Here is a 19,809-nt window from a genome sequence, read left to right as displayed (position 1 = left end):
ATTTAGATTAAAGGAGAGTCGTTATGAGCAAGTCACTTCAAAATGATGGTTTGCTTTTTTCGGCTCTTTTTAATGAGCGAGGCGTATTAGCTTCGCTTATTGTTTCTCAAGTTATTGCTATTGTTTTAGCCTTTGCACCCAATGTAGAAGGCGATATTTGGCTTCGACTTGGGATCATTAGCTTATTTTTACATTTAATTGTTTTAGTCGGCACTTCTTCTTTATATTTTTGTCGTTTTTTTTTACTAAAACCGTACTCAAGCTTTTCAGTTAAGTCTATTTTTTGCCTCTTTTTTATTATCTACATGCATTTTTAGTATTTTATTTTCCCATTTTGCTTTTGATATAGATGATACAAAGAACCTAATTTATTTTACACTTCGCAATTGCATTATAGTGGCTTTGCTGGCGGCTTTATTCGTCCAATTTTTATTAATTCATTTTGAAAAAGCGCAACAAACTAAGGCGCTCTCTCGTGCTGAGCTTGATGCCTTACAAGCTAGAATACGTCCTCATTTTTTATATAATAGTTTAAACACTGCTGCAGAGCTTACCCATCATGATGCCGATGCGGCAGAGCAAGCCATTTTAGCATTAGCCGCCTTATCGCAGGCTGCAATGCACTCAGGAAAAAATGTATCTCTTGACGATGAAATAACACTGAGTAAGCAATATATAGCACTTGAAACATGGCGTTTTGGTAACCGCTTAAGAGTTGATTGGCAAATACCCAATGAACTACCTGCATTGAGTATTCCTTGTTTAACCCTGCAGCCATTAATTGAAAATGCGGTATGCCACGGCGTTGAAACAAGTGAGCATGGTGCAGAAATAAAAGTAGAGCTGCATATTACTACCGGCTATATAACCATGATTGTATCTAACCCCATAGTAATTTCTAATGCTCAAACTAGGCCTAATAACGGCATGGCGCTTGAAAATATTCGCCAGCGATTAAATATTTATTATAAAAATAAAGCGCAGCTAACAATTACTAGTAAAAATGATGTGTTTAGGGTCAAGGTCGTGATCCCTAAGCTAATTGAGGGCAGTGTATGAATGTACTCATTGTTGATGATGAACCTCTTGCGAGATCGCGCTTAATTCGTTTGTTAGCACACGATAAAAGTATAGTTGTACAAGGTGAGGCAAGTAATGGTAATGAAGCCCTAATACTTGCTAAAAAGCAAACGCCAGATTTAATTTTTTTAGATGTTGATATGCCTAGAATGAATGGTTTACAAGTTGCTAATGAGCTCAATAGTTTAATTCTACCTCCAGCAATTGTTTTTATAACTGCTCACCCTGAGCATGCCTTCGATGCTTTACAATTAAGCGCAGCGGGTTATTTAGTTAAACCTATTTCAGAGCAATCATTGCAAAAGGTGCTTAAGCAAGTCGGGCGTTTAAACAAAGTGCATATTCAAAAACAGCAAAATGTAAAAATTTCTTATCAGCTAGCTGGTACTCTACGTAGCGTTGATATAAAAGATGTTTTGTACTTTAGTGCAGAAGAAAAATACACCAAAATGGTATTTTTAACTGGAGAAGCTTTACTAGAACAAAGTTTAAAGCAGTTAGAATTACTCTATCCAGCGTATGTTTTACGAATTCATCGTAATACATTAGTTAATAAAAAAAGGGTTATTGCTTTGCATTCGCAAGGGAGTAGTCATCACATGATTGAACTTAAAGGGAGTCGCGAGTTACTGCCTGTTAGTCGTCGTGAGCTCAAGGCTGTCAAAAGTGCGCTTTGATTTTATACCTCTTAAATATATTCTGTTAACCGCTTATCAACAAATTTAACCGCCTATCGTAGTATTGATTGAACATTACCATTTAGCAGATAAACTAATAATTAGATAATTTTCATTTGGTTTTTTTATGCAATCTTACTCTCCTTCTTCCAAAAAAGGTTTCACACTGATAGAAGTGCTTATTGCATTTATTATTCTCAGCTTTGGTTTGTTAGGTGCTATCGCACTACAAGCTAAAGCAAAGCAAGCAAGTTTTGATTCAATGCAGCGCGCTGCGGCTGTAGCGCTTGGCAACGATATTATTCAACGTATTCGTGCTAATGATACGTCTCAATTAGGCACACTCTATAAACAAACGTTTAATAGCCAAACCGCTATGAAATCGACAACTACTTGTTTTAGTAATTCATGCAGTTCAGCACAAATTGCGCTGTTGGATATTGAACAGTGGAAACGAGCTATACGCGCTCGCGAAAATACAGGAACGCTGGATGGGGCCACAGTATGTATAAACCCTTCAGCTATTGGTGGCTCAGGCGGTAAAGCATTCAACTTAGAGGTTGTTGTCTCGTGGCAAGGCAGGCAAGAATTTACCGCTAATAAAGCGACGGGCGATATTAAATGCGGGACAGCAGATAAACGACGCCGTCTAGTTGTTTTGACCAGTTATATTTATCTTAGGAGCTAAGCATGAAACAAAAAGGGTTTACACTTATAGAAGTCATGATCTCTCTTTTTATTGGTGGTCTTGTACTTGGTGGTGTCATGTTTACCTACATAGGTATGAAAGTAACAACTCGAGATACTATGACAATAGGCGAGCTGCAAGAATCAGGTCGCTTAGCTATAAATATAATGCAACGAGATATTGAACAAATTGGCTTTTGGGGTACCTACTACGATGATTCATTTACCGCTATTAATACCACAACATTAGCTGCGCCAACAAATGATTGCTTTGAGGGACTTAATAACGGCAGTTTTCCAGATTTAACAAGTACCAGTAACTTTAGAACCATTTATGCAAAAGTTGCTGAAGAGTCTAAAGAACTAAATTGCGTGAGTAATCCTGTTAAAGATACAGATATTTTACAGCTTAAATTTTTACAGGGTAATCGCTTAACCGTAGGAGCTGCAGGAAACGAAACCCAAGCAGGTCAAAATTACTTTATTGCAGAGCAAGAAAGAGCGCAATTTGTGCGAGGTATAGTTGCTCCCGGAAGTTTAAATGTGAATGCTACCGTGTGGCCTTATAGCCACCATACCTATTATATTTCCAAGCAAACTTATACGGTTAATAACAAAAGCATAACGGTACCGGCGCTAATGAGACAACGCTTGGTGGAGGACGAAGTAAGAGCTGAAACTATCATGGAAGGCGTAGAGAATATGCGTTTTGTGTTTGGCCTAGATACCACTGCCAATAACCGTGTTGACTCTTATAAAAGTATAGAACAAATGACCCCCACTGATTGGGAAAACCGTAAAGGCATTTTAACGGTGCAGGTGTTTTTGCTCATTAGGGCATTACAAAAAGATCCTGGATTAAACATTAATAATCAAACATATACTCTTGGGGAAGGAGAATATAAGCGCGTAATACCAAAAAACGCTGAAGAGGAGTTTGACAAGAGTTACCGGCGCACAGTATTTACCACCACCATACGGTTAAACAATGTAGGATCAAACTTATGGCGTATTTAAAAAATTCACCTAAAAAACAACAGGGTGTTGTGCTTATTACAGCATTGATCATGGTAATAGCCGTTACCGGTATTGCTGTAACACTTATGAGCAGCAGCAGTATTGACGTTAAAATTACGAATGCAGCACAAGAGCGCGAAGTAGCTGAAAATGAATTGATAGGCGAAGTACTTCGCGTGATTGCTGAGGAAGCAAATAAAGGTGCGGCTAATCAGTTCTTCTTGTCACCCGAGGAAGTCACCAAAATAGCTGACAAAAGCACCGACGGAATGCTTATTGCTGAACATAATGGCATGCCAAGTAAAATGATTAACTTAAATAAAGGCGCACTTAATCTGGAGTGTCCGAGGTGCTATAGCTGCACAAAAGGGGTTGCTTGCAATATGATGCAAGTATCAACAACAATAGAGTATGGCTCTAAAAGCAAACATCAGTTAACCATTGTTACCGGTATTGCTCAACAAATGGCTAGTACAGGCAAAGGAATTTAAAATGAGACTTAAATTAAATAAATTATTTGCTGCATCTCTAGGGTTAACAATGAGTGTACCGGCTACCGCTGAGGATATAGAGCTCTACGTGAATCATAATATTAACGTGGATGAAAAACCACGTGTGCTGCTTATATTTGATACATCGGGAAGTATGGCGTTTTCATCAAGTTCGGGTAATGATTGTGGGTACAGTAATAATCTAAGACGCTATATATTATGCTCGGATAGTCGCCTAGGTGCGGCACAATATGCGATGAATAAAGTTATAGAAGATAACGATAATATTGACTTTGGTTTAATGCGTTTTAAAGAGACTGATGGCGGTTATATTATAAATGGCTTGGGGAAAGACCCCTCTGTGGTTAAATCGTCAATCGCAAATTTACCAGCGGATGGTGGAACGCCGCTAACAGAGACACTCTGGGAAGCCTATTTATATATTACAGGGCAAAGTGTGAGCTATGGTTTGGGAGCAAGCGAAGTTGAAAGAGATACCAGTGTTGAAGATATTGTAACGACTCAGATAGAAAAAGAGCATTGCTATTGGACTGGTTGGGGGCGAAATCGCAGAGAGGTTTGTTATAACTATTATGATACACAAACTACTTATACGTATGTTTCTCCATTTAATGACAGCGTAGAGGAAGCGAAGCGTTGTGATAACTCAGTAAATATTATTTATATGACTGATGGTGATCCGTCAGGAGATAATGATAGTGATAGCGTAATTAGTGATGAGCATAAGAAGTACTTTGGGCAAGGCCTAAATTGGAGTACTGATAGTTATTACAGTAGCTATTTACATCAGTTGGCTAAAGTTATTCATGGTACGAGTAATGTAAAAGTAGATTTGTATCCAGCGACTCCTGATATTCACGAGACAGGGCGTCTATACACAATAGGTTTTGGTTCTGGAATGAGCGCTAAGGGGCAAGAGCTTTTAGTTAAAGCTTCGTCATTAGGTGGTGGCGAAAACTTTCCAGCCAGTACCCCAGATGAATTATCTAAGTCACTAAATAAAGCAATTTCTAAAATTCGAGAAGTAAATGATAGCTTTTCATCGCCATCTGTAGCGAGTAATAACGTCGATCAAACTCGTAGTCGAAATGCTATTTATTTCGCTATGTTTTATCCTGAAATAGGTACTAGGTGGAAAGGAAACTTAAAAAAATTAAAAGTTTCTGGTAGCCGTATTATTGATTCAACGAATAAAGCGGCGCTTGATTCGGATGGTTTGATTGATGATGATGCAAAAACCTATTGGTTACCAAGTGAACAGTCAGCTGATGGAAGTTTGGTTGCAGAAGGTGGTGTAAATTATCACTTAAGTTCACTCACTGGCAGTGATGCTTTAAAAAGGCGGAATCTTTATACAAATAAGCAAGGAAGTATTGTTGAATTTAACACCACGATTGTAAGCGAGATACTTGATTCATTAGATGACAATCCGATTACTTTAAGTAGCTCTGATATTAAATGGTCTATGGGCATTGATGTTGATGATGAAAACGGTGATGGCGATAGAACAGATCAAAGAGGTAATATTTTTGGTGACCCCCTGCATTCTAAACCGATAGCGATAGATTATGGCAATGATGATATTCGTATTCTAATAGGTACTAATGCTGGATTTCTGCATATGTTCAAAGATGATGATGTTAATAATGAAGTGAGCGAAAGTTGGGCATTTATACCTTCTGATCTATATGACATTATTAAACCTCTTCGCAATAATGAAACCGGTAAACTGTATGGTATGGATGGGCCGATTAGTGTTTATTTTAATAATAAAAACCTAAATGATAATGGCTTAAATGATGGTGTTATTGATGCAAGTAAAGGTGATCAAGTCTGGGCTGTAGCAGGTATGCGACGTGGTGGTAAAAACTATTATGCACTTGATATTTCAGACCCCAGTGAGCCAAAAAAGTTGTGGGCACAGCCGATCGAAGGTGGTAAAGGTGATTTTAAAGAATTAGCTCAAACGTGGTCAAAGCCACAGATTGCTTACATAAAAGCATTTGGTGATAAGCCGTTACTTGTGTTTGGTGCAGGGTATGATACGAATAAGGATGCGGCTATTCGAAGTAAAGATAATATAGGTAGAGGTATTTATATTGTTGAAGCTGAAACAGGAAAAAGAGTATGGGCGCTCACCCCTGATATTAATGGATTTGAGGGCGAACACAGTATTGCTGCTAATGTTTCTTTACTTGATTCTGATTACGATGGATACATTGATAGAATTTACGCATCTGATACTGGAGGAGATATATGGCGTATTGATATGCCAGGAGACGATGTAAATAAATTTAGTCACTTTAAGTTTGCTGAATTGGGGAGTAGTCAAGCAACAGAAGATAGACGCTTTTTTTATAACCCATTAATAGTAAGAACGATGTTTAGCAAAGTTTCTGAAGTGACTGTAAATGGTAAAAAAGTTATAACTCGGCTAGATACACCCTTTGATGCTGTGGTATTGGGGAGCGGTAATCGTTCGAAACCGAATGATACCAATGAAAAAGATCAATTGTTAATGATTCGAGATGAAAATACGGTAACACGAACGTTTACAACAAATACACCAGATGCGATTAAACTAGCTGATTTAATGCCGATGAATTTAGACCCTTTTGGTAATGCATTAAATGATGTTGATAAATTTGTCGACTTAGAAGTAGATTTAGCTGGATTCAAGGGCTGGCACTATGAATTAGGCACAGGTGAAAAGTCATTAGCTGCAGCTGCCGTTGTAGGTGGTGTTGCTTATTTTTCATCATTTAAGCCAGCTTCAGATACGTCAACTGAAAACCAATGCTCGCTTAGTGGGGGAGGAGGTTCTTTATATGCATTCCATTTACACTACGGGACGAAAGTGTATGACGAATTAAAATTTTCCACGAGTTATGATGTACCCGATACAGCACAGCTTTATTTTGGCGAAGGAGAATCTTGTGTGGATGCAAATAACAATGGTAAATGTGATGCAGAGCCTATTCTGGATGAAAATGGCCCTACACCACCAGATATCATTGATACAGACATAGATGTTAAAATGGAAAGTCAGTTCTATTTAATTGGCCCTGGCATCAAAGGCGAAAATGCTGAAAATCCAATGAAACCAGTCGAGATTGTAGGGCCTGGGTTAAATGTTGTTGATGGTAAGATTAAGTTAGTTAATGATGTTCAACCTATCGGCTTTGGCTTCAAAACGCAGCAAACTTATATTTATAAGCGTGAAGAAAATGACGAAATCAAAAATTAAGGAAAAATAGATGAGCAATAAACAAGGTGGATTTACGTTAATTGAGCTAATGATAGCTGTTGCTATCGTTGGTATATTAGCTTCAATAGCATTACCTAATTACACTGAGTATGTTAAGCGCACTTCGCGTGCTGAAGCCGCTGCGGCATTATTGGATGCGGCAAATAAAGAAGAGCAGTTTTTTGTTGATAATAGGGAATACACAGAATCGTTTGATAACCTTGGTATTAATAATAAAACAGAAAGTAAACACTTTGAACTCAGTATCGAAGTGAAACAAACGAATACGTTTACCATTAAAGCAAAGCCCATAGGTGGCGCAGTGAAAGGTGATGGTGATTGTACTGAACTATCTATTACTGATATTGGCTTAAAGGGTGCAAAAGGTACTAAAGGAGCTACTGATGTTGACTATTGTTGGGGTCGGTAATTATTAGTTAACCTGAACTTTGGATAATAAATCTATCTCAAGCAGCTATTTTCAGTACTGACTGCGTTGAATTTACTTGCAATAGGCCAGCTATTGCAAGTAAATTAGCCTTGTTTTCACTGAAAATCTCTGGCTAGAGAAAATAAATTTAAACATCACCATGATTAAATACGTTAGTAAATCTCTTAACCAGAGTTCAGGTTAGTTACTTTTTTGACATATATCGGTTGATTTAATTCGTATTCGACCCGTTTGACTTACTGACAAGGCAAGCCCTTCAAGATTTGCCTTGTCGCTATTTGGACAATAGATAAAAGTGCCATTTTGAAAGCCATTTAGTGAACCGTCAGGCCTAAAAGTTATTGCATCACGAGGGTATTTTAAGCTATCTGCATCATGAGTATGTTCAAATGTACTCAAAAGTAGTTCATCGTTATTTAGTGTAGTGGATTTATCATTATCGATAAATAAAGAGATTCGACCGTCCCAATCATCTTTTACACATTCCTTTTCTTTTAACGAACATAGCGTAACGTAGGTGCTATTTTCGATTGCATACAGCCGTGCGTAGTTAATATTACGATGTAATAGGTTAACTTGATTGTCGGCACGATTTAAGGCTAAAAAATCTGAAAAGAACCATATTGAAAGCTGACTGATGATAGCAATGATTGATAAAGCCACCATTAACTCTATGAGAATTATCCCTAATATTTTGTTTGAACGTGTTTTAAACCTCATCCCTGAAGCCTTAAATCAATCTAAATGATTAATTTAGTCTAGTAAATAATCAGAATATGACAAATTTAATTAGTGTGTTTTTTAATCACATTTTTCTGTGGTATCTCCTAGATAAAAGGCTGTTCCTGATTGAGAAACTCTGAGCGCTTTATTGTTTTCAGTACCGTTATTGGGGCAAAAGATAAAGTCGCCTGGATTAGTCGTGATACGACCGCTGGTATTAAAGCGCAGCATTTTTTCATTTCCAGTGTATTTTAATTTATCTGTAGAACTAATTTTTTCCATTGCTCTAAAAATAGTGTCTGTTTTTCTATTAAATTTACCATTGTTATTTTTATCAACAAATAATGCTATTACCGAATCGCCTTGCCATGTGTTTTGACAATTAAAGAATTTATTTTCGCTTATCTTATTTAATGGTCCAGGGCATAGCACCATTATTTCATCAGTACTTGCTGCTTGAGAACGTGCATAGCTAATATTTCTTTTCAACTCTAACAAAAAATTTTCAGCCCTATTTTCTTCAAGCATGTCGCTACTGTTCCAAAAGGCAATAGAAGCAATAATACCCACAATAGAAACAGTGACCATTAATTCTAGAAGGGTGAATCCGTTTTGTTTATTGTTCATATTAATCTCATTACTGCGAGTTGCTTAAGTATAGCTATTTTTATTTGGTAAATTATACCATGGTTGATTGTTTTATCACCGTCATTCAATTGCTTTGTTTGCTATGAACTCTATGATTGTCTAAAATCGAAGCATCTGAAGCTTTAAAAAAGTAGTTAACATGAAAAAAATAGAAGCAATTATTAAGCCTTTTAAACTCGATGATGTACGTGAAGCATTGTCTGAAGTAGGTATCAATGGAATGACCGTAAGTGAAGTTAAAGGTTTTGGTCGTCAAAAAGGGCACACTGAGCTGTATCGTGGTGCGGAGTATATGGTTGATTTTTTGCCAAAAGTAAAATTAGACATCGTACTTGGTGATGATGATGTTGAACGTGCTATAGAAGTTATCGTTAAAACAGCGCAAACAGGAAAAATAGGTGACGGTAAAATATTTGTCACTGATGTTGAACGTGTCGTACGGATCCGAACAGCAGAAGAAGATGAAGACGCGATTTAACGTTTTAATTAATACAGGGCCTGTTTATACCAACCTGCATAAATCTTTGATCAATTTAACGAATTAAATTGCACTATAACGTCGTTAAAAATTTTTTATTTACGACTGCATGGATGCAGGAGGTAGAGCAATGCAGGGAGCAATTGCCGAGAACAACTAGATACAAAAATTTTTGCCTTGTTCTAGCGTAATTTTCTTAACGTTAAATAGACCCCATATATAAGCAGATTGGTATTACCTTTCAGGTTTAAAATTTGTTCTATTTAGGGGGTTTAATCGCGGCGCGAGGTTTGTAACTTAGTGGGCTTGGTAACTGCCCCTGTTTGGTGCGATTGGCTTATATCCGTGAGAAAACAAGTCAAAGTTGAGCAAAGATCCCGTGTCCTACACACACCTAATAAAAAACCCCTGCTAATTACTTAGCAGGGGTTTGTGTATAAGAGGCAGCTTACAAGCGCTTTTCTATTTGGTTCTATTATTCAGTTTTCGCGTTTGCTTTGCATGTTTGCTAAGTTCAGTTAACCCTAGTTTGTCGTAACTTTTTTCCATCATTTCAAGTGCAGGGTCTAAATAGCTGCTTTGTGAATAATGTTCAACAACAAATTTACCACGATTAGCTGCTGCTAAATAAGCTTCACGTTCGTAATAGTAAGTCGCTACTTTTAATTCGTAACGTGCCATGCGGTTTAACAGCCACACCAAACGACGTTTAGCTTCTGGTGCATAATCACTATCTGGAAAACGTTTAACCAATGTTGATAAATCGGTAAATGCAACACGTGTTCGGTTTGCATCACGGTCAGCTCTATCTACACCAAAGTATTCTTGAAATGCATTTTTGTCTGCTTTGATGTTTACCAAACCACGCATGTAATACATGTAATCTAAATCTTTATGATTTGGGTTGAGGCGTATAAAGCGATCGACTGTTGCTAATGCTTGCTCTGTATTACCCGATTGATAATGCGCATACACTAAATCCATTTGTACTTGCTTAGAAAACGGGCCAAATGGATAACGAGAATCTATTGCACTTAGAAGCTCAATTGCACGTGCATATAAACCAGAATCTAGTGTTTCTTTTGCATCTTCATACAAAGCTTGTGCTGATCTGTTTGGTACACGTTGAATATCTTCTTGGTCAGGCGCAGACGAACAAGCGCCTAAACTAAGTACAGAAACTGAAAAAACAATGGCAAATGCACGTTTCCCTATTTTATTTATCATTTTATTTGTTACCTTCGATGTCTTCGGCTAGGCCAAGTCGGTAAAACCGAGTAAACTATACGTATTATATTATGCTTTTATTAAAAGCGATTCTAACCCAGTCGAGCAAAGCTTGCACTGGTAAATTGGGTAAAGTTACTAATGACAGAGCAAATTTCTCTTCAAGCCGAGGTTCCAACCGACTTAGGTGGTAAACGTCTAGACCAAGTATTAGCGCAATTGTTCCCTGATTATTCACGTTCACGTATAAAAACATGGATTTTGGATGATAAAATTACTGTTGATGGCGAAATATTAAACACACCACGTACTAAGTTATTAGGTGGTGAGCTTCTTAATGTTGAAACAACTATTGAAGCACCGCGAGAATACCTTGCACAAAACATCGATTTGAACATAGTTTATGAAGACGATCATATTTTGGTAATTAATAAACCAATGGGGCTTGTGGTTCACCCTGGGGCGGGTAATCCTGATGGCACAGTATTAAATGCGCTATTACATCACTACCCGGAAATTATCAATGTTCCGCGAGCTGGTATTGTGCACAGATTAGATAAGGATACGACAGGATTAATGGTTGTGGCTAAAACTATCCCTGCACAAACGCATTTAGTGACAGCACTACAAAAACGTGAAAACTTCACGCGTGAATATGAAGCACTTTGTAATGGAACCATGACCGCTGGTGGCATGATTGAAAAGCCTATTGGTCGCCATGCGACACAGCGTACACACATGGCTGTTCATGAAATGGGCAAACCTGCTATTACGCATTACCGTGTGGCTGAAAAGTTTCGCGCACATACTCGCTTACGTTTGCGCTTAGAAACCGGTCGTACACACCAAATTCGTGTTCATATGGCTTACTTAAATCACCCATTAATAGGTGATCAGTCTTATGGCGGCCGTCCGCGTCCACCAAAAGGTGCAACTCCTGAGTTATTTGAGCTACTTCGTAGTTTTAGACGCCAAGCTCTCCACGCGGTTAAATTAAGCATTGCTCATCCTATTACGGGTGAAATGATGACATGGCAAGCGCCTATACCTGATGATATGGTTGCTATGACGCTAGCACTACGCGAAGACACCAAAGCTAATCCTGATATAGATAGATAGTGCATTTATTATCAGCGACATGGCAAAACCTTCATAATGTAGGTACGTTAAGTACTACATGTGAAGGTGGTGTTTCTCAAGTCCCATTTAAAAGTTTAAACCTTGGACTTCATGTTGGTGATAATAAAGAGTACGTATTAAAAAATCGCGCATTGTTAAATACGCATATTCCAAAACCAGCGGTATGGCTAAATCAAGTTCACAGTAACAATGTTGTTATTGTTGATGAGCATTTTGACTTCACTGAGTTACATAATGCTGATGCTCTTTATACACAACTAATTGATCAACCACTTGCTATTATGACCGCTGATTGCCTTCCCATATTATTAAGTAGTAATGATGGCAATGAAGTTGCGGCCATTCACGGAGGGTGGCGAGGGTTAGAGCAGGGTATAATTAAAAGTACTCTTGATTGTTTTGATGCAAAGCATAAGGATATCAATGCATGGTTAGGTCCTGCTATTGGTCCAAATAAATTCGAAGTTGGCTCAGACGTTTTTGAGCTATTCCAAGCACAGTCATCTCTTTTTGTTGAAGCGTTTAAACTACAAACTAACCACAAATACCTTGCCGATATTTATAATATTGCTCGTATATTACTAAATCAATCAGGTATAAAAAAAATTACAGGGGGAGAGTACTGCACTGTTTCTCGCAAAGACCTGTTTTTTTCTTATCGTCGTGATGGCCAAACTGGACGCATGGCAAGTTTGATCTGGCGCAAGTAATTTATCATTGTTGTGATTATATTTTCTGCTACACCTTGAACAAACGCCTAAACATACCCATTAATTAAGCAATTAGATTATTTGATAGGTAAACCCTTATGCGTTTAGATCGATTTACAAGTAAATTTCAATCTGCGCTTTCTGATGCGCAATCGCTGGCACTTGGCCGCGATCATCAATTTATTGAACCTGTACACTTAATGTACTCATTGCTTCAGCAAAGCGGATCAAGTGTTCGAGCGCTATTTGCCCAAATAGGTATAAGTGCAGACGAACTCAATACCAAGCTCTCCCAAGAAATAGAAAAGCTATTTAAAGTAGAAGGGGTCGGCGGTGATGTTCAACTGTCCAATAATATGGTGTCGCTTATCAACTTATGCGATAAATATGCGCAAAAGCGTAAAGATAAATACATCTCTAGTGAATTATTTGTACTTGTTGCATGTGATGATAAAGGCCCGCTTGGGACTATTTTTAAAGCGTTAAATATAACCGCCAGCAAAGTTGAGAGTGCGATTAAGGCGATTCGTGGAGGTCAAAAAGTTGATGATCCAAATGCAGAAGAAACACGCCAAGCATTAGAAAAGTTCACCATTGATTTAACTGAACGCGCTGAGCAGGGTAAGCTTGACCCTGTTATAGGCCGTGATGATGAGATTCGCCGTACGATTCAGGTTCTGCAGCGCCGGACTAAAAACAATCCTGTACTAATAGGTGAACCTGGCGTTGGTAAAACAGCAATCGCTGAGGGCTTAGCGCAGCGTATTATTAATGGTGAAGTACCTGAAGGATTAAAAAATAAACGCGTACTATCACTTGATTTAGGCGCGTTAGTTGCGGGTGCTAAATACCGTGGCGAATTTGAAGAACGTTTAAAATCAGTATTAAATGAATTGGCTAAAGAAGAAGGCCAAGTCATTTTATTTATTGATGAAATACATACTATTGTGGGTGCGGGCAAAAGTGACGGCGCCATGGATGCGGGCAATATGCTAAAACCAGCATTAGCGCGCGGTGAATTACATTGTGTTGGCGCAACCACGCTTGATGAATACCGTAAATACATAGAGAAAGACGCAGCGCTTGAACGTCGCTTCCAAAAAGTACTCATTGAAGAGCCTTCAGTCGAGGATACCATTGCTATATTACGCGGCTTGAAAGAGCGATATGAGTTACATCATTCAGTAGAAATTACAGATCCCGCGATTGTTGCAGCAGCGCAGTTATCTCACCGCTATATTAGTGATCGTCAATTACCAGATAAAGCGATTGATTTAATAGATGAAGCGGGTTCTTCAATTCGTTTGCAAATTGATTCAAAACCAGAGTCATTAGATAAACTCGAACGTCGTATTATCCAACTAAAGTTAGAAGATAATGCACTAGCGAAAGAAAAAGACGAAGCAAGCCAAAAACGCCGAGCTGAAATGCAAGAGTTGATCACCGACCTTGATGGGCAATATCGTGAGCTAGACGAGATATGGAATGCTGAAAAAGCATCACTTCAAGGCACGCAAGTAATTAAAGCTGAGCTTGAACAAGCAAGATTAGATTTAGATGTAGCGCGAAGAGCGAGTGATTTACAGCGTATGTCAGAGCTGCAATACGGGCGAATTCCAGAGCTTGAACGAAAGCTTGATTTAGCCTCACAAGCCGAAATGCAAGAAATGACTCTGCTTAAAAACCAAGTGGGAGAGGATGAAATAGCAGAAATACTCTCTCGCTGGACCGGTATACCGGTATCGAGAATGCTACAAGGTGAGCGTGAAAAGCTACTGCAAATGGAAGAAAAACTTCACGGCAAAGTAATTGGGCAAGATGAGGCTGTTGTTGCTGTTTCTAACGCAATACGCCGCTCACGTGCCGGACTTGCTGATCCTAACCGTCCGATTGGCTCATTTTTATTTTTAGGCCCAACGGGGGTTGGTAAAACAGAGCTAACTAAAGCACTGGCTGGTTTTATGTTTGATACCGAAGATGCCATGGTGCGTATCGACATGTCTGAGTTTATGGAAAAACATTCAGTTGCGCGTTTAGTTGGAGCACCTCCTGGTTATGTGGGTTATGAAGAAGGGGGGTACTTAACTGAAGCAGTGCGTCGTAAACCTTATTCGGTAATACTGCTTGATGAAATCGAAAAAGCACACCCTGATGTATTTAATATCTTACTGCAAGTATTAGATGATGGCCGATTAACTGACGGGCAGGGTAGAACCGTTGATTTTAAAAATACCGTTATTATTATGACTTCAAACCTAGGCTCAGATATTATTCAAGAGCAGGCTGGAAATAATGATTACACAACACTTAAAGCTAAAGTGATGGATGTATTAATAAATGAATTTAGACCTGAATTTATAAACCGTATAGACGAGACGGTGGTATTTCATCCATTAGCTAACGAACATATCAAAGAGATTGCTGATATTCAGTTAATGAAATTACGTGAGCGTTTAACTGAAATGGGTTACTTACTGGAAATAACGGACACTGCGCTTGAACGCATTGCAGCAAGTGGCTTTGATCCCGTTTATGGCGCGCGTCCACTTAAACGTGCGATTCAACAAACCATTGAAAATCCACTCGCGCAAAAGTTACTCAGTGGTGATTATCTACCTGGCAGTGTTATCATTATTGATGCAACCGATGAAGGCCTAGTATTTACAAACCGCTAATCAATAGAAATTAAATATATAAAGCCGCTACCTAAAGTGACACCCAATAGTTGGACATTCCAATTATTGTGGGCCACTTCAATCAGCGGCTTTTTTATAGGTGCTAATTTAAACTTTAAACGTAAGTAAAAGGTCATTTACTTTACGAGAACCTTCAACCAGCTCTGCTGCACCTTTTGCGACATTAAAACTTAAATTGAGATTTTCGTCACCAAACCCCTTAATCTGCGATACATTATTACCAATATCATTACTAACTACCTGTTGCTCTTCTGCTGCAGTCGATATTTGAATTGCTAGTTGAGAAATCTCACTTATTTGAACAAAAATACCATCAAGTTCGATCTGAGTTTTAGCGGTTGTATCTACGCAAGTATCGGCTTGAGTTTTAGTGCTCTGCATTACTTTAGACCAGCTAAATAAGGTATCTTGTATTTCTTTAATTGAGCTATGGATTTGTGTTGTTGCATTTTGAGTCCTTGACGACAGGGTTCTTACTTCATCTGCTACAACGGCAAAGCCTCGGCCATGTTCGCCTGCTCTTGCTGCTTCTATTGCTGCATTTAATGCCAGTAAGTTTGTTTGATCCGCAATCCCTTCAATTTCACTCATCACTTGACCTATTTTATCAGCCTCAGAAGCTAAGCTGCTTGCGGTTGTCGCGGCTTGTTCCACCTGTGTTGCTAAATCAGACACCATGATACTGTTTTCGGCAATATGATTTTTAATATCAGAGCAGCTTTGGTGAGTGAGGTTTACTTTATCTGCTGTTTCTGTGGTGCTATTTGATATTTCACCAATTGTTGAGCTCATTTGTGCCATAGCTGATGCTATTTGTTCTAAACGTTCACCTTGTGCCGCAATACCTTTTTCAGTCATCGCGGATTGTTTATCTAAGTCGGTCGCAATGTTATTAAAGCTTAATGTTGAATCTTTCATACGACCCAATACAGTACGTAATTTTGCACTGATCATTTGTTCTCTGTAATCACTTATACTATGTGGGTTATAGCCGCTATAAATATAACGAGATAGCGAATCAGACTTAGCTTTTTGATCACGTAATATTTTAGGTGTCACAATTAGCTCTTCATAATTAAGAGCAATAACTAAACAGCAAATAAATAAGTTTATTAAGGCAATGCTTAGCGAACCAAATAGAGCAACATAAATTAGCCATAGTAATACGCATACAAAGCTGATGCTTTGTCTTATTGTTGTTTGTTCTTTGAGGCTAAATAGTGACTTACCCGCATTTATTTTATTATATAAGTCTTGTGCTTGTTGTTTTAGTTGTTGGCTTGGTTTTGTTCTTACAGATTGATAGCCAATAAGCTGACCATGTTCAAAAATAGGCGTTACAAATGCATCAACCCAATAGTAGCGGCCATCTTTACAGCGATTTTTTACCATACCTCGCCAAGAATGGCCTTGTTTTAAGATATCCCACATTTCTTTAAATGCTGCTTTAGGCATATCAGGATGACGTACTATATTATGATTTTTTCCTATGAGTTCTTCTGAGGTGTATCCAGCGATGATACAAAACTCTTGATTAGCATAAGTTATTACTCCCCTTAGGTCAGTCGTAGAAACAAGTTCTTGTGACTCATCAAAATGGACTTCTTCATTTTTTAAGCTTTTATTATTGCGCATTGTATTTTTTATCATCCTTTATCGTTGGCGTCATTATATTGCTTGTTAACTACAAAGCAAAAAAACAAAGTATTTCTTTAGTACTTATAATTTAAATTTCATATTTTTATGATCTACATCAAGTAATTGAATTGTTAAGCTGATTATTGAAAGTTAGGTGAGCCAATGTCGTGTAAGTGCCGGTCTATTTATTGATGAAATTTAATCTTTACTTTGAACTCAGAATAAAATGAATCGACTGCAAGTGGATTCAACACCGTAAGTACTGCAATGAGAGATTTTGAGTCGCGTGAGTCTTCACGTTTTTTAGGTTAAATACCCATGCAAAAAAATTGTATAATACCAAGAGCGGTGGCAATATTAGGGTTTACTGTATGATGCCTGCCATATCAAACGCATATCCAAATTGGATAAATGATAATTAATTTTGAGAAATTGTTTTGTTCTTAGCAATTTAATCTTGAGTCTAGGTAATTAGCCCCCATAACCCTATGATTAAGCCACGTGGCCCGAGGAAGCATTTTTGACAACACATGATTTAACAAATACGCTAAACGCGTTATCAGCAAATGAGCATAAACACGCAGTTAAAGGCATTAAGCGTGGTATTGAGCGAGAGTCGTTAAGAATAAAAAACGATGGTGTTATATCAGCTCAAGGGCATCCTAAAGGGGTTGGAAGTGCATTAACTAATGGGCATATCACCACTGATTTTTCTGAGTCTTTGCTTGAGTTCATTACCCCTGTTAGCGAATCGTCTATACAGACACTTAAGCAATTAAAAGATTTGCAAAAATTCACTTTAGAAAAAATGGGCGATGAATTACTGTGGCCTATTAGCATGCCGTGCTTTATTGAACATCAAGATGATATTGTATTAGCACAATTTGGCAGCTCAAATACTGGTCAAATGAAAACATTATACCGTGAAGGGTTAAAAAATCGTTACGGTAGTATGATGCAAGCAATTGCAGGCGTACATTTTAATATTTCTTTTCCTGACACACTTTGGCAATCAATTCATTCACTAAAACAAAGTAACGCCAGTTTACAAGATTTTATCTCTGATGGTTATTTAGCACTGATCCGTAATTTTAAACGCGAGCTGTGGTTGATAAGTTATATGTTCGGTGCATCTCCGGCGCTATGTAATTCATTTTTACAAGGTCGCAAAACCGACTTGCCATTTAAAAAATTAGGGAAAGGTACACTTTATTTAGAAGTCGGTACTGCACTTCGTTTAGGTAATCTGGGGTATACAAATAGCGCACAGTCATCATTGCGCGTAATGTATAATTCACTAGATGAATATGTAGCGGGTTTGAAAAAAGCGATCAATACCCCATCTGAAATCTATAGCGATATTGACGATTATACGAGTGAAGCTCCTAAGCAGCTTAATAAAAATATTTTGCAAATAGAAAATGAATTTTACTCACCAATTCGCCCTAAACGAAATGCTAAAAATGGTGAAACGCCGACAGACTCGCTGCTTAGAGCTGGCATTGAGTATGTAGAAATTCGCGCATTAGACGTAAACCCTTTTAGCGAAGTGGGTATTGATATAGAGCAAATTCACTTTTTAGATGTATTTTTAACATATTGTTTATTAAAAGATTCAGCTCCAATGGATTGGAAAGAACAAGCACGTAGTACAGAAAACCTCGACACAGTAGTCAATCAAGGTCGAGAAGAAGGACTAATGCTTAACTTTAATAACGAAGAACGAAGCCTGCAGTCGTGGGGGGGCGAAATATTTACCCAGCTAACGGATGTTGCTAGATGGATGGATAATGCTTACGGTGTTAATTATTACTCAGATACTATAAAGCGTATGGCAACGTGGATTGATAACCCCGCACTGACTTACTCGGGACGTTACGTTTCACAACTAAAAGAATCTGGTTTAGATAACGGGCACTTCGCATTAGCATTAGCTAATAAGTATAAAAAAAGTCATGCTGAAACTGACTACAGTGAGTTTTTAAAGCCTTGGCTGGAACAACAAGTTATAGAGTCTAATGAGGCACAAGTGGCAATTGAGCAAGCGGATACGCAATCGTTCAAAGCATTCTTAGATGCATATTTTGCCAGTAAGTAAGTTTAATGCCCACTATTTTTAGACAAAAAAACGCAGCCCAAGTTGGCTGCGTAAATACTTTTCAGGGATGAAACAATGCTGTACTGCTGCATTATAAAATCAGACCCACACTTTTTATAAAAGTTCAGTGAGATCTAAAAACATGAAAAAAAATGCACTAATGTTATCTCTAGCTATTACTCTTGCGGGGTGCGCTACAGCACCACCAAAGCAACCGAATGATATTTGTAAGATTTTTAAGGAAAAATCCGATTGGTATTTCGATGCAAGAGACGCTCAAGAAAAGTGGGGTTCACCTAAGCATGTATTAATGAGCATGATGTATCAAGAAAGCTCATTTAAACACGATGCAGCGCCACCAATGGAATACTTTTTGTGGATAATTCCAACTGGGCGTGCCAGTGACGCTTATGGTTACTCGCAAGCTAAGACTCCTACATGGGCAGATTATATTCGCGAAACAGGTAATAATGGTGCTGATAGAGATGACTTTGATGATGCAATAGATTTTATGGCATGGTTTGTTTATAAAACGCATAAAGTGAATGGTATTTCTAAATGGGATGCTTATGCGCAATATCTTAATTATCACGAAGGCTGGGGCGGATATAAGCGTGGTACTTATAAAAAGAAAAAATGGCTAATGGGCGTCGCAAATAAAGTTAAACACCGAGCTAGTCGCTATGGCGCACAATTAAAGCGTTGTGAAGAAGAGCTTGATAAAGGGTGGTTAGAGCGATTATTTAGTTAATTAACCTGAATTCTGGATAATAAATCTAT

At 38.1% G+C, this 19,809-nt stretch carries 16 protein-coding genes and 1 pseudogene; 13 read left to right on the top strand and 4 right to left on the bottom strand.

The window, feature by feature from the left end:
- The first annotated feature begins 23 nt into the window (after positions 1 to 23).
- The 7 genes and pseudogenes from P20495_RS20450 to P20495_RS11830 all read left to right on the top strand — a co-directional run bounded on the left by P20495_RS20450 (position 24) and on the right by P20495_RS11830 (position 7,650).
- Positions 24 to 1,059, top strand: a pseudogene (locus P20495_RS20450) (sensor histidine kinase).
- The gene (locus tag P20495_RS11805) at positions 1,056 to 1,757 is read left to right on the top strand and encodes a LytTR family DNA-binding domain-containing protein (protein WP_008135752.1); all 702 of its coding nucleotides are present in this window, start codon (positions 1,056 to 1,058) and stop codon (positions 1,755 to 1,757) included. The pseudogene P20495_RS20450 and the gene P20495_RS11805 overlap by 4 nt, the downstream one beginning before the upstream one ends.
- A gap of 127 nt (positions 1,758 to 1,884) precedes the next feature.
- Positions 1,885 to 2,445 carry a type IV pilus modification protein PilV gene (gene pilV, locus P20495_RS11810; protein WP_007378375.1) on the top strand — a complete coding sequence of 187 codons (561 nt, stop codon included), beginning with the start codon at positions 1,885 to 1,887 and terminating at the stop codon, positions 2,443 to 2,445.
- Positions 2,446 to 2,447: 2 nt separating this feature from the next.
- A complete protein-coding gene (locus P20495_RS11815) occupies positions 2,448 to 3,461 on the top strand; it encodes a PilW family protein (RefSeq protein WP_008135750.1) in 1,014 nt (337 codons plus the stop codon).
- On the top strand, positions 3,449 to 3,952 hold the full coding sequence (locus P20495_RS11820; RefSeq protein ID WP_008135748.1) for a hypothetical protein: 504 nt from the start codon (positions 3,449 to 3,451) through the stop codon (positions 3,950 to 3,952). Before P20495_RS11815 ends, P20495_RS11820 begins: the two co-directional genes overlap by 13 nt.
- A gap of 1 nt (position 3,953) precedes the next feature.
- Positions 3,954 to 7,220 (top strand): pilus assembly protein, encoded by a 3,267-nt coding sequence (locus tag P20495_RS11825; RefSeq protein ID WP_008135746.1) that lies wholly within the window; start codon positions 3,954 to 3,956, stop codon positions 7,218 to 7,220.
- Positions 7,221 to 7,230: 10 nt separating this feature from the next.
- Positions 7,231 to 7,650 (top strand): type IV pilin protein, encoded by a 420-nt coding sequence (locus P20495_RS11830; protein WP_007378371.1) that lies wholly within the window; start codon positions 7,231 to 7,233, stop codon positions 7,648 to 7,650.
- Positions 7,651 to 7,851: 201 nt separating this feature from the next.
- On the opposite strand, the gene P20495_RS11835 is transcribed toward P20495_RS11830, so the two are convergent.
- Positions 7,852 to 8,391 carry a GspH/FimT family pseudopilin gene (locus P20495_RS11835; protein WP_008135745.1) on the bottom strand — a complete coding sequence of 180 codons (540 nt, stop codon included), beginning with the start codon at positions 8,389 to 8,391 and terminating at the stop codon, positions 7,852 to 7,854.
- Positions 8,392 to 8,472: 81 nt separating this feature from the next.
- Entirely contained in the window at positions 8,473 to 9,021 is a 549-nt protein-coding gene (locus P20495_RS11840; RefSeq protein ID WP_007378369.1) for a GspH/FimT family pseudopilin, read from the bottom strand.
- A 160-nt stretch (positions 9,022 to 9,181) separates the two neighbouring features.
- On the opposite strand from P20495_RS11840, the gene P20495_RS11845 reads away from it, so the two are divergent.
- Positions 9,182 to 9,520, top strand: a complete 339-nt coding sequence (locus P20495_RS11845) for a P-II family nitrogen regulator (protein WP_008135742.1) — start codon at positions 9,182 to 9,184, stop codon at positions 9,518 to 9,520.
- A 462-nt stretch (positions 9,521 to 9,982) separates the two neighbouring features.
- On the opposite strand, the gene P20495_RS11850 is transcribed toward P20495_RS11845, so the two are convergent.
- Positions 9,983 to 10,747 carry an outer membrane protein assembly factor BamD gene (locus P20495_RS11850; RefSeq protein WP_007378367.1) on the bottom strand — a complete coding sequence of 255 codons (765 nt, stop codon included), beginning with the start codon at positions 10,745 to 10,747 and terminating at the stop codon, positions 9,983 to 9,985.
- A 141-nt stretch (positions 10,748 to 10,888) separates the two neighbouring features.
- Here P20495_RS11850 and rluD point away from each other — a divergent pair, with 141 nt between their 5' ends.
- The 3 genes from rluD (at position 10,889) to clpB (ending at position 15,272) form a co-directional block, all read left to right on the top strand.
- Positions 10,889 to 11,866, top strand: coding sequence for a 23S rRNA pseudouridine(1911/1915/1917) synthase RluD (rluD, locus tag P20495_RS11855; RefSeq protein WP_007378366.1), 978 nt, complete (start codon positions 10,889 to 10,891; stop codon positions 11,864 to 11,866).
- Positions 11,866 to 12,597, top strand: a complete 732-nt coding sequence (pgeF, locus tag P20495_RS11860; protein ID WP_008135739.1) for a peptidoglycan editing factor PgeF — start codon at positions 11,866 to 11,868, stop codon at positions 12,595 to 12,597. Before rluD ends, pgeF begins: the two co-directional genes overlap by 1 nt.
- Positions 12,598 to 12,695: 98 nt before the next feature.
- Entirely contained in the window at positions 12,696 to 15,272 is a 2,577-nt protein-coding gene (gene clpB, locus P20495_RS11865) for an ATP-dependent chaperone ClpB (RefSeq protein ID WP_008135738.1), read from the top strand.
- Positions 15,273 to 15,380: 108 nt separating this feature from the next.
- On the opposite strand, the gene P20495_RS11870 is transcribed toward clpB, so the two are convergent.
- The gene (locus P20495_RS11870; RefSeq protein WP_033015555.1) at positions 15,381 to 16,928 is read right to left on the bottom strand and encodes a PAS domain-containing methyl-accepting chemotaxis protein; all 1,548 of its coding nucleotides are present in this window, start codon (positions 16,926 to 16,928) and stop codon (positions 15,381 to 15,383) included.
- A 523-nt stretch (positions 16,929 to 17,451) separates the two neighbouring features.
- Between P20495_RS11870 and gshA the strand changes: the two genes are divergently transcribed.
- Together gshA and P20495_RS11880 are read left to right on the top strand one after the other, a co-directional pair.
- Positions 17,452 to 19,029, top strand: a complete 1,578-nt coding sequence (gene gshA / locus P20495_RS11875; protein WP_008135731.1) for a glutamate--cysteine ligase — start codon at positions 17,452 to 17,454, stop codon at positions 19,027 to 19,029.
- A 142-nt stretch (positions 19,030 to 19,171) separates the two neighbouring features.
- A complete protein-coding gene (locus tag P20495_RS11880; RefSeq protein WP_007378361.1) occupies positions 19,172 to 19,780 on the top strand; it encodes a transglycosylase SLT domain-containing protein in 609 nt (202 codons plus the stop codon).
- The last annotated feature ends 29 nt before the right edge of the window (positions 19,781 to 19,809 follow it).

The organism is Pseudoalteromonas sp. BSi20495, from assembly GCF_000241185.1.
Lineage (GTDB): Bacteria > Pseudomonadota > Gammaproteobacteria > Enterobacterales > Alteromonadaceae > Pseudoalteromonas > Pseudoalteromonas fuliginea.
This window is presented reverse-complemented; position numbering and strand designations above follow the sequence as displayed.